The following is a 9,554-nucleotide window of genomic DNA, read 5'->3' as shown; positions in this document are numbered from 1 at the left end:
CCCCCCCCCCCCCCGCGGAGGGAGAAGGGCCCGCCGATCCCCGAACCGCCGGCGCTCGTTGGCCAGCTCGTGCAGGCGGCCGCGCAGCTCCGTATCCGGCGCACGCTGTGCCTGGTAGCGGACCATCTTACGATCCGCCCCGGCAATCCGGCACGCCCGCCGTTCCGAGAGCCCGAGCAGGGACCTCAAATGCGCGACCGCCTCGCGCTTCACAGCAGGCGTCACCACTTTTTTGAAACCAATTCCTTCATCGCCGCTAAATCCAGCATCTGCTCTGCCAGCAGCTTCTTCAGCTTCGCGTTCTCATCCTCGAGCATCTTCAGCCGCTTTGCTTCCGACACCGTCATGCCGCCGAACTTGGCCTTCCAATTATAGAAGGTGCCTTCCGACATGCCGTGCTTTCGGCACAGGTCTGCGCACTTCGCGCCTGCCTCATGCTCCGCCAGGATGCCAATAATCTGCTCGTCCGTGAATCTCGTTCGCTTCATTGTCCGTCCTCAGGTTGGGCCGGACTCTAATCGCAGGTGGAGGAAAAATCCCGTGGCAGGTCAGGGAAACAATTGAAAAGAAGGTTTTTGAGGGCTGGTCCGGTGGTGTCTCTGAAGACGTGCTGTCTGAGATAAAGGAGGCCATGTTGAAAGCCGTCTACGGTGAGAAGGCCACGTCCAAACAATCGCGGCAAACGCTATTGCTGGGGGAGCCTGAGGTTGCTTTTCTAAAAGCAGAAGCCCAGCAGATGGCAGAAAACGCCGGTGCAGACAAAAGGACAGCCAAGTCATTGGCCGCAGAATGGCTTAAGACCAATAAGAGCAACTTAAAGGCGATGAGTTCAGGAGCAAAACTACCTGCTGGTCTTGCGGGGGCCTTGTTCGGGCGCATGGTGACATCGGATCCACGGGCCAACATCGATGCGGCGCTTCATGTCGCCCATGCCTTTACGGTCCACGCTGAAGAAGTTGAAAGTGACTACTTTGTCGCCGTTGATGATCTGGCAGAGGCAGATGATACCGGCGCTGACACCATTCAAGAGACCGAGCTCACGTCGGGCCTGTTTTATGGTTATGTCGTGGTAGACTTGTCGGCTCTGCATCTGAACCTCGGCGGCGATGTTGGGCTGATGGGGGAGGTGTTGCACAATCTTATCTATCTGATCGCCGAAGTGTCCCCCGGTGCAAAGCTTGGATCAACGGCCCCCTACAGCCGTGCTTCGTTTATGCTGCTTGAGGCCGGGGATCGCCAGCCCCGTTCGCTGGCGGATGCCTATCGCGTTCCCTGCAGAGCAGAAACATCCACGGCGGTTGCGGTGCTATGCGGTCACCTTGCGGCGATGGATCAGGCCTATGAGACCGGGGAAACCCGTCACGTGATGAGCTTGTCGAACCGCGAGGTTCCTTCTGCAACGCGGGGCAGTTTGCGCGATTTGGCCGCATTTGCGAAATCCTTGGCCCCGCAAGAGGCCGACTGATGGCCGAATGGTTGCATTTGACGCTGCGCGCGCCGCTTATGTCTTTTGGCGGCGTTGCAATCGACCATATTGGCCCCACGCGCAATTATCCGTCCCTGTCCGCGATAACCGGGCTTTTGGGAAATGCGCTTGGCTACGAGCGCTATGACGGGGTTGCGTTACAGGCCTTGCAAGATCAGCTGATCATCGCGGCTTTGACGGCGAGACAGGGGCAACGGATCTCAGACAACCAAAATGCGAGAGTATACGAAGGCGAAGCCGCTTGGACGACATCTGGGCGCCCCGAGGCCCGCAATAAGGGGCCATCTTATAGGAACCCTTCATTGCCGCAACAGATCGGAAATCAGGCAGGGAAGAAATGGCTCACCCACCGGCGCCAGCGTGAGTATCTCACAGACCATGAGACTCGTGTCGTGATTGGGTTAGCGCCTTCCGCCACTGTGACGATCGCAGATTTGAAGGCGGCGCTCCTTCGTCCGGCGCGCCCACTTTTTATCGGGCGCAAGACCTGCCTGCCAACTGTGCCGATTTTTACTGGGGTTCTGGAGGCTGAAACGGCCTTGGCTGCGCTCAGGGCCATTGGAGTGCCTGGGCTAGGGATCTGGCCGGACGCGCCGGAACAAGATGTGCCGGCTGGTGCCATGCAGTATGATGTACCGGACCTGCGCAATTGGCTGTCAGGGCTGCATGCAGGTCGCCGTATCGTCATTGAAGGCCCAATTGACGGAGATGGCGCATGACCACCCATTTGATCCATATACCCATCGACCTGCGCGCGCTTTACGTCTGGGGGGAGGCCCGCGGCTTGTCTTGTCGCGGGGTGTTTGACGAAGGCTTGGCGCTACATCACCTGCTGGGGGAGAGTTTCGGCCCGGCGGTTTTGCAGCCTTTCCGTTTGATGGTTTCGCGCGGTGCAAGAACTGGCGCGCTTTATGCTTATGCGGCGCAAACGCATGAAGAGCTCGCTGTGGCAGCAGCTCAGACGTTTGATCCGGCGATGGCATCAGTGATTGACTTGGCTGATTTACGCTCGCACCCACGACCTGCAGCGGCATGGTCTGCGGGCCAGCGGCTAGGGTTTGACCTGCGCTTTCGCCCGGTCGTGCGACTGGCAAAGCCCCTTCAGATGGGAGGCGAAGCCTTTCGCAAGGGCGCTGAGCTTGATGCTTACTTGCCCTATGTGGCCCGCGCTCCGCAAGATGCGCGATTGAGCCGGGAAGAGGTCTATCTGGACTGGCTGGCCAAGCGGCTGGAAGGCGCTGTGGACATAGAGCGGTCTCAGACTGTCATCGCCCGCTGTGAACGTTCTATGATTATTCGCAATGGGCGCCGCGTCGAGGGACCGGACGTTATCATTCAAGGAACGTTCTCCATTGTCGATCCGACTGCTTATGCGCAGCTGCTCGCGCGCGGAATTGGGCGGCATAGAACCTATGGCTACGGAATGATGATGCTGCGCCCTCCACAAAAAGTTTCGAAACCGCAGTCTATGGAAAGCCACAGCTAAGATGTTGAAAGGGCGACTAGGGCTGGAAACCTCCAAAGTCCCGCATGCGGATCGGGCGGGGTGTCTGTACCTCGCCAGAGGAGCCCTTGTCGCGCGTGAAGGAACACTTTCGTTCATTCAAGGGACGCCAACAGAAGCGGATGCTCTAACACCCGGAGAATATGGTATTCCGTTGCAGGCGGTGTCGATGATCCTTCTGGGGCCGGGGTCCACTGTCAGCCATGACGCGCTTCGTCTTCTTGCGCATGCCAGAACGGCCTTGGCTGCCGTTGGTGAAGACGGCGTGCGCCTTTACACAGCGCCCCCCTTAATTCCAGATCGCTCTGGACTGGCGCGCCGCCAGGCGATGGTGTGGGCAGATGCGGGCACGAAAATTCAAATCGCGCGTCGGATGTATGCCATGCGTCTGGGCGAGTTTTTGCCGCACCGGGACATCAACGTCCTGCGCGGAATCGAGGGCGCTCGAATGAAGCAATCCTATGCCATTTGGGCCGATCGCATCGGAATTGAATGGCACGGCCGCAAGTATGACCGGGGGGACCCGCTGGCTGCAAACCTAGCCAATCAGGCGCTTAATCATGCTGCTAGTGCGGTGGAGGCTGCGGCTGCCATTGCAGTCTCTGCAACCGGCACAATACCCCAACTTGGGTTTATCCACGAAGATCCCGGGCAATCCTTTGTTCTGGATATCGCCGATCTGTATCGCGATGAGATTACAATCCCGGTTGCGTTCAAGGCTGCAAAGCAGATTGAAGAAAAGCCGTCTGAAAACATCGAGCGGGTGACCAGGCGGCGTTTGGGACGGGCAATTGCAGACGAAAACCTCATCCCAAACATGATAGAACGGATCAAAGAGCTGTTTAAGCCGGAGGAGGACACCGCCTGATGCCGCTGACGATTGTGGTCACCCGTGATGTCGAACCGCGATACAGGGGCTTTCTGACCTCGTTGATGCTCGAAGTTTCAGCGGGTGTTTACGTAGCGCCTGACATGACCGCAGGGGTGAGAACCCGCCTGTGGCGCGTGCTGAGCGATTGGTGGTCCGTTCTGGGAAAAGGGTCGCTCACCCTGATTTGGCGCGATAAATCCGCAAGCGGGCACCTGCGAATTGAAACACTGGGAGAGCCGCCAAAAGACATCGTGGATGCGGATGGCATCCTGCTTGCAAAACGCGGTTAACGCCCAAAATCTATCTTAGCTCTTTGACAATTTAATAATTTCAACGCATTAATCCCTAGAGGTTCCCCCGCACACGCGGGGATAGACCCCTCGGCCGCCTCGCCATCGGCACGGATCGGCCGGTTCCCCCGCACACGCGGGGATAGACCCACACCTGTATAATCGTAGCGCGCCCCGATACGGGTTCCCCCGCTCACGCTGGGATAGACCCCGCATGGGGCCTCTTGCTGGCTGCTCCGTTCGGCGCTACTCTGGGCTGACAGGAGGGCATATGTCCCCCTGCCGTCAGGCCGTCACCTGTGGTGGATCACGTTTGCGATTATGACCACCACGGTGACAACCTGAAGGAGCGGACCATAATCCATGGCTTTTTCTTCAGAGTACGCGTTGACTGCGCGAGATAATCAGCGTTTAGCGCCACTCAATTGGGTCGCGTGGGGGAATGTCTTCTGGCGCCAGGTTGTAGAAGGTATCCATGATGTGCTGAATAGCGTCCTGGTGGTCGAACGGTCCACAGAACACCGGGCGCTGTTTCTCTGACCGGAAAACCGGCTGGGCTGAGTAGTATTCGTCTAGCTCGGCCAATCGGGCTTCGGGAAAGTAGATCAAACCAATGCCTTTTCGGAAACGGGCATGATCGTATTGGAAAATATGATCAAAGGCGCTTGCGGCTTGTTGCAGGCCATTCTCTGGCCGGGAGGTTTTACTGTCTTCTTCGAGGAACATACCCGCTTGCTCCTCGAAGCTGAACTCAAGACCAATGGCTTGTGCGGCCCAGGCCCGGATGTCGCCATAGCGGTAGAAGCTCGGATTGCCCTGAGCGGGGCGAAGGTACATCGCTGGGACGGCTCTGGGTCCTTCTCCTCTTGTGCGCCACTTTTGCAGTGTTGCCGGTTTTACATTCAACAGGGCTGCTGCTTTTGGTGAGGCCAGCAACCACCACGGCGGAATAGGGGGCCAAAGAGAGGGCTCTTGGAAAAGTTTTTTTATAGATTTCGTGCCCATTTTTCACACGTTTTGTCTGGAAATGTGGAACGTGTAGGTGGTGTAGCCCTTTACCTAAACTGTTCCCTTCTTCGTTTTCTTTGAGGGGGTTAAGAAAGAGACTACACTACATACACTGGTTAAGTGTTAGTAAGGCGACCGCAGACGAACCCCTGGCCAAAAAAAGCCTTTGCTGTTCCGTTTTTTCTCAATCTTTGTCCGCTTTGTCATCTCAGTCACAAAAATTGGCTGGGACACTGCTCGGGTTCCATTCTGGTGCGACCAAGTGGCGTAGGAACCATACAGTTCGGAGGCCTGGACCGAAAGCTCGGGACCAAACTCACAACGCGCATCAAGGAATTGCTGGATCAGATCAGCCGCTTTGACATAGTTCTCCGCACTCTGCTTGAGTGAAGCTGGCACATTGAGGCCGTTCTCTAGGTAGTCTTTGCAACCTTGAATCAGACGGTTGAGGATCCCGTTGGCCTCCGCCTGCAGCTTGCTTGGCAAGCCGGGATCACAATCGCTTGCTGAAACAGTGTTATTGAACGGAACAAGGATCAAACGGCGGGCCAAAGCCATATCACCACCGTCGATAACGGGTAGGTTATTGGTTACCATGAACATCACAAATTCGGCTTTGAACTCGATTGCTTCCTTGTACAAAGCGCGCGCAGTGATAGTGTCGCCACCCGTGATGCGCTTCACCAATGCCGCGTCGAGGATCTCGCCCGTCGAGAGTTCGGAAGTTGAAACCAACCGAGCTCCCTTAAGGCGGGCGAGATCGTTCCGAACTCCTGCGTTTTTCTGTTTGATAAAACTGCTGGGTTCAGCGCTACAGGCATAGCCGCCCAAAAGGTGCGACATAACCTCTACAAGCGTTGATTTGCCGTTCCGGCCAGGGCCGTGGAAGATCGCGAACACCTGTTCTTTTGGCTGGCCTAGAAGGGCGTACCCGAACAGCCGGAGCACAAAGGCAGCCTCTTCAGGCGGCAAACAGGACGACAGGAATTCGTCAAACACGGGGCAGGTTGCTTTTTCATCGTAATGAACATTCGCCACCTTGGTGAACATGTCCTCCTTTGAGTGCGGGCGGAGTTCGCGCGACTGCAGCGACAAAGTGCCATTCTGCAAGTTGATCTCGTGCGGCGCCTTGTCGAAGTCTTCAAAGAGGCGGACAATATGGGGATCAGTCGCGATCAGCTCGAACATCCGCTTCACCTTGCTAGCAGTAAGAAGGTGACCGGCATTTTTATGGGCATTCCGATCTCCCGTCGCGATCAATTGAGCGGACATTTCCTCGAGCACGCGTTTCACTTCTTCTTTCGCGTGCGCACCTTCCAGGTCTGCGACCCAACGGATACCATCAAAGCGCAACCAACCGGCTCCACCAGTCCGGCATACGGTCTTGGCGACACGCTGTGCGATGCGGCGGGCGAGAGGGAGGTCGTCTACCTCAATGGTCGAACCAGCCGGGTACCGGCTGATGCTCGCGGCAATTGCGTCGACTTCATCTGACGGGAGCGGTGCTTCTGCAGCTTGGTTGAACGAATGCAGATGGCCAGAAATTGCCTCTTCAGAAGCCCCGTTACTGCGCAGCCACCCGGCATATCTGGTAAGGTCGTTGTTCCTGGAACCTGGCTGCATAAAGCCGGAGGGGGAACGGTTTGCATTTGCCGGGGCGCGGCGCGGTTTAGTCAGAAGGCCCAGGAGTTTCGGTGGGGCTTCAGGGATAGCTTTAAACATTGTCGTTCATCCATTCATATTGATTGCCAGATTTGTGGGTGGAAGGCGGTGCGATCACGTATCCCCCGTTGGCCCGGACATCGATGTGGGGCGCGATCTTACTGGCTGAGTTTTTGACGGTCTGGTCAGGCATGCGCATGTAGATGTGGAAACCGCCGCTCCCAGTTTTCACGAGAGCGTCTTTGGGCAGGCTTCCGACCTCATTTTCGAGGGCCTTCAAAGACTGTTCACCGACCTTTCCGTCAGAGACATCAACGTCGATTACGAAAACGTCTGACACTGCTCCGGTTGCGATGGCGACGTTTGCCTTCGGCGTGGTCGTCCACCATTCCTTGATGACTTCGGCATCGGTCGACGCAATCTTGAAGCCACCCGGATAGAGGGGGTGTTTACCGGCGCTCGAGCAATCCGGATCGCCGCAGGAGCACTGGCCGTCCTCAATCCAATGAGTCGGAAAGACAGCCAGGCCTTGCTCTGCGTAGCGGAGCGCGTATTCCAAAGGGTTCATGCCGTACCTCCGGAGAAGGAGCGGGTAGGCTGGGTCTCATTCTGTGCCAACCAGACGTTCACGGCCTCGCGGCGATAGAGCACCTTGCGCCCGATTTTGCACCGAGCAGGGCCAACTCGAAGAGTATGCCAGCGGCTCAAGGTGCGGGTGGAAACGCCGAGCAATTTCGCCGTTTCCAAAGGGGTCATGTTGAAATTTACGTCAGTCAATTGGGTCTCCTAAATTGGTGTTGGTGGAGACCTTATAGCCGGGGGCTTGAGCTGTAAGCCACTGTTTTATTTAGATGATTTCGCGAAATCAGATCTTGATAAAACTTTCTGAGAACTTATTGGCGGCACGGCGCATAGGGTCATCCATGAGGTGCGCATACCGCAGTGTGGTCTGGTGCTGGGAGTGGCCAAGCAACTTACCGATAGTCTCCAGCGTTTCCCCGCCTGAGATCAAAACCGATGCAAAGGAATGTCGCAAATCATGGATCCGTAGGTCAGACAGACCAGTCTCATCCTTGAGCCACTTCCAAGGGCGGTTCAGGTCTTGCATTGCGGTGCCGTTGGACGTTGGGAAGAGAAATCCACTATCCGCGTTTTCGCGCATCACGCGCAGCAATACGACTGCCTCGTTGGAAATTGTGATCCGTTTCGGTTTTCGGTCTTTGCTCTTTTCCGCCGGGCGGTGCCATAGGCCTTGTTCCAGATCCAGCTCATGCCATTCAAGCGAGAGCACCTCACCGCGTCGCGCGCCTGTCAGGATGAGTAGTCTGATCGCATTGGCCGCTTTCTGGTTCGGCATGTGGTCTAGAGCGTCAAAAACCCGCTGATACTCTTCTGAGCTAAGAAAACGCTCCCGGGCCGTTTCGGCGTTCCGGCGGAATCCGTCAGCCGGATTCTTCTCAATCCATCCCCAACGAATTGCCAAATTGAGAGCCTTTCGGAAAACCTCCAGAACCCTGTTCGCCCGTGTTGGGCGACCGGCTTGGGTGACCAGAGCATGCAACTGATCGACCTGCTGACAGGTTAGTTCCGCTACTCGTTGGTTTTGTAGTGTTGGTAAAATGTACTTTTCCCACATGCTGCGCTGATCTCGGGCGCTTCGATCCGTCAGCGTGGGAAGGTGAATACGCTGGTACTCATCCCATAAGTCGATGACTTTTGGTGCCGTCTTTCGGGCAATTCTTTCCTCAAGCGGATCAACCCCCAGGTCAATCAAGCGCTTGAGGCGCTTGGCTTCCTCACGCGCCGCGGTTGCCGTCCAAGCGGGAAAAGCACCGATAGTCATTCGGCGTTCACGGCGATCGATCGAATAGTTCAACACGAAGGAGCGGTGTCCCGCCGCCGTGACTCGAAGGCAAAATCCTTTGAGTTCGTCGTCGCGATAGAGTTTGTTTCCCGTGTCTGGCACTTGGGCTTTCTTTGAGTATGTTTCGTTGAGCTTGGGCATTGTGTGTCCGTCATGTGTCCGGCAGGAGGAGGCGATGTGTGGCATCTCGCGACTCTTCACGTCAAACGAATTTCGCCTAATTTCGCGAAATCAAAGGGAAATTCATGATATGTCAGGAGGTTATGAATTTGAACACTCAGGCTCATAACCTGAAGGTCGTAGGTTCAAATCCTACTCCCGCAACCAACACTATTTTACCAGCAAAATCAGTGGCTTCACCGCAAGCGCCCGCGTTGTGATCGCCTGCGCCCGACGCGAGCCGCAACAAACCCCCAAGATCACCGCACAGTTCAATCTCCATGCCTTCTCCATCTGCAGAGGGCGTCAAAACAATCTTGTCGATTGACCTGCTCCCCTGAAATGTCCTTGGCTTAGAGTTAGCCTGTTCACCAACTGAGGAGACAGATGATGAAGAGAAGCCGTTTCAGCGAGGAACAAATCATTGGGATCTTGAAAGAGCGTAAGCGGCGTCTGCACCTCACCCTGTCGTGAACCGCCCCTTGTTTGCCGGAGACCCCGAAGTAAGGATACTGGGTTATGGGAAAGACGAAGAACGGAACACGTTATCCAGATGAATTGCGTGCCAGAGCGGTGCGGATGGTCTTGGATCACGAGAGCGAATATGCAAGCAGATCGGCAGGCCTTTTGTCGATTTCTCAATAGGTTGGGTGCAGCAGGGACAGCCTGCGCATCCACTGACCGGCAGGGCATTGCGCAGCAATGTCCCG

General features: G+C 56.2%; 10 protein-coding genes, 1 tRNA gene and 1 pseudogene. 6 read left to right on the top strand and 6 right to left on the bottom strand.

The window, feature by feature from the left end; all coding sequences use genetic code 11:
- Window positions 1-488, bottom strand: a pseudogene (locus TRM7557_RS19480) (transposase); the annotation flags it as partial.
- On the opposite strand from TRM7557_RS19480, the gene cas7e reads away from it, so the two are divergent.
- Genes cas7e through cas2e form a run of 5 tightly spaced genes read left to right on the top strand, consistent with a single transcriptional unit; the run spans window position 488 to window position 4,151 of the window.
- Window positions 488-1,465, top strand: coding sequence for a type I-E CRISPR-associated protein Cas7/Cse4/CasC (gene cas7e, locus TRM7557_RS01185; RefSeq protein WP_328586529.1), 978 nt, complete (start codon window positions 488-490; stop codon window positions 1,463-1,465). The pseudogene TRM7557_RS19480 and the gene cas7e sit on opposite strands and share 1 nt — an antisense overlap.
- A 17-nt stretch (window positions 1,466-1,482) precedes the next feature.
- Window positions 1,483-2,205: a type I-E CRISPR-associated protein Cas5/CasD gene (gene cas5e / locus TRM7557_RS01180; RefSeq protein WP_235811370.1), complete on the top strand. Its 723-nt coding sequence runs from the start codon at window positions 1,483-1,485 to the stop codon at window positions 2,203-2,205.
- Window positions 2,202-2,972, top strand: a complete 771-nt coding sequence (locus tag TRM7557_RS01175; protein ID WP_058288393.1) for a type I-E CRISPR-associated protein Cas6/Cse3/CasE — start codon at window positions 2,202-2,204, stop codon at window positions 2,970-2,972. The genes cas5e and TRM7557_RS01175 overlap by 4 nt, the downstream gene beginning before the upstream one ends.
- Window position 2,973: 1 nt before the next feature.
- On the top strand, window positions 2,974-3,858 hold the full coding sequence (gene cas1e / locus TRM7557_RS01170; RefSeq protein ID WP_058288392.1) for a type I-E CRISPR-associated endonuclease Cas1e: 885 nt from the start codon (window positions 2,974-2,976) through the stop codon (window positions 3,856-3,858).
- The gene (gene cas2e, locus TRM7557_RS01165) at window positions 3,858-4,151 is read left to right on the top strand and encodes a type I-E CRISPR-associated endoribonuclease Cas2e (RefSeq protein ID WP_058288391.1); all 294 of its coding nucleotides are present in this window, start codon (window positions 3,858-3,860) and stop codon (window positions 4,149-4,151) included. Before cas1e ends, cas2e begins: the two co-directional genes overlap by 1 nt.
- A gap of 411 nt (window positions 4,152-4,562) precedes the next feature.
- Here cas2e and TRM7557_RS01160 read toward each other — a convergent pair whose 3' ends face one another.
- The 5 genes from TRM7557_RS01160 to TRM7557_RS01140 form a co-directional block, all read right to left on the bottom strand.
- Complete coding sequence (locus TRM7557_RS01160) at window positions 4,563-5,156, bottom strand: helix-turn-helix domain-containing protein (protein ID WP_165592394.1); 594 nt, start codon at window positions 5,154-5,156, stop codon at window positions 4,563-4,565.
- Between the two features lie 126 nt (window positions 5,157-5,282).
- Window positions 5,283-6,881, bottom strand: a complete 1,599-nt coding sequence (locus TRM7557_RS01155; RefSeq protein ID WP_074942213.1) for a phage/plasmid primase, P4 family — start codon at window positions 6,879-6,881, stop codon at window positions 5,283-5,285.
- Window positions 6,874-7,389 carry a bifunctional DNA primase/polymerase gene (locus TRM7557_RS01145; protein WP_058288387.1) on the bottom strand — a complete coding sequence of 172 codons (516 nt, stop codon included), beginning with the start codon at window positions 7,387-7,389 and terminating at the stop codon, window positions 6,874-6,876. The genes TRM7557_RS01155 and TRM7557_RS01145 overlap by 8 nt, the downstream gene beginning before the upstream one ends.
- Window positions 7,386-7,577 (bottom strand): helix-turn-helix domain-containing protein, encoded by a 192-nt coding sequence (locus TRM7557_RS19475; RefSeq protein WP_207382607.1) that lies wholly within the window; start codon window positions 7,575-7,577, stop codon window positions 7,386-7,388. The genes TRM7557_RS01145 and TRM7557_RS19475 overlap by 4 nt, the downstream gene beginning before the upstream one ends.
- A 109-nt stretch (window positions 7,578-7,686) precedes the next feature.
- Window positions 7,687-8,826 carry a tyrosine-type recombinase/integrase gene (locus tag TRM7557_RS01140; protein ID WP_058288386.1) on the bottom strand — a complete coding sequence of 380 codons (1,140 nt, stop codon included), beginning with the start codon at window positions 8,824-8,826 and terminating at the stop codon, window positions 7,687-7,689.
- A gap of 105 nt (window positions 8,827-8,931) precedes the next feature.
- On the opposite strand from TRM7557_RS01140, the gene TRM7557_RS01135 reads away from it, so the two are divergent.
- A tRNA-Met gene (locus TRM7557_RS01135) sits at window positions 8,932-9,012 on the top strand.
- Window positions 9,013-9,554: the final 542 nt, after the last annotated feature.

This window comes from Tritonibacter multivorans (genome assembly GCF_001458415.1).
Lineage (GTDB): Bacteria > Pseudomonadota > Alphaproteobacteria > Rhodobacterales > Rhodobacteraceae > Epibacterium > Epibacterium multivorans.
The sequence above is the reverse complement of the archived record's forward strand: the minus strand, read 5'-3'. Positions and strand labels throughout refer to the sequence as shown.